General features: G+C 64.8%; 1 protein-coding gene. It reads left to right on the top strand.

All coding sequences use genetic code 11. The annotated features are described in order from the left end of the window. Positions 1-177 precede the first annotated feature (177 nt). A partial coding sequence (locus HY30_RS17500; RefSeq protein WP_034744047.1) for an IS110 family RNA-guided transposase occupies positions 178-1,019 on the top strand: 842 nt, incomplete at its 3' end.

The following is a 1,019-nucleotide window of genomic DNA, read 5'->3' as shown; positions in this document are numbered from 1 at the left end:
CTTGTATTGTCAATTTGCTGTAGGGTGTATCTGGCAGGCGGGGCTTGGACCCACCCCTGGTCTTTGAGGACCGCAGCGTAGCGAATGGCCCGCCTGCCAGTTTCACAATCGCCCTGAACAGTTGACTGGGGTGGACGTTCGCAGCGGCCAGCCCCGCATGACAAGGACAGGAACATCATGCCCCAAAATGTCATCGGCGTCGATATCGCCAAGCACTGGATCGACACCTATAATCTCGAGAGCGGCAAGGCCAGCCGCATCGAGATGACCGTGAAATCCCTGAAGGTCTTTGCCGCCGGATGCTCGGATACGCTTGTCGTCTTCGAGGCTTCAGGCGGCTATGAGCGACCTCTAGCTGAAGCCCTTGCCGCAGCTGGCATGGCTTATGCCCGCGTCAATCCAAGACAGGCGCGGGAATTTGCCCGGGCGACCGGACGCCTGGCCAAGACCGACCAGGTCGATGCCTGCGTGCTGGCCGTCATGGGCCGTGCGCTGGAGCTCTCCCCCACACCGCCACCTGACCCGGCCCGGACACGGCTAGCCGCCCTCGTCGCCCGGCGCGAGGATCTAGTCGATCAGGCGGCCCGCGAAGCCAATCGTCTCAAGCAGGCCAGCGATGCATTCGTGCGCGCTGATATTGCCAGCCTGATCCGTGTCCTGAAGGGCCGGATCACAAAGGTCGATGCTGAGATCGCCGCGCAGATCGCGTCCGACGAGGTGCTTGCCGCAACCGAACAGCGCCTGCGCAGCGCACCTGGCATCGGTCCGGTCACCGCCGCCAGCCTGCTGGCCCGCCTGCCGGAGCTCGGCCGGGTCAGCCGGGGCGCCATTGCCAACCTCGCAGGCCTTGCCCCGCATGCCTGCGACTCAGGGCAGGTGCGCGGCCAGCGCCATATCTGGGGCGGGCGAAAGCAGGTGCGGAAAACTCTCTACCAGGCCGCCTTCATAGCAACCCGCTTCGACCCGGCACTGAAAGCCCTGCGCCAACGTCTCGAGGCGGCCGGAAAGCCGTTCAAGGT

Origin of the sequence: Hyphomonas chukchiensis, assembly GCF_000682695.1 — a bacterium.
Lineage (GTDB): Bacteria > Pseudomonadota > Alphaproteobacteria > Caulobacterales > Hyphomonadaceae > Hyphomonas > Hyphomonas chukchiensis.
Note: the sequence above shows the minus strand (reverse complement) of the source record. Positions and strands in the feature narration are given on the sequence as shown.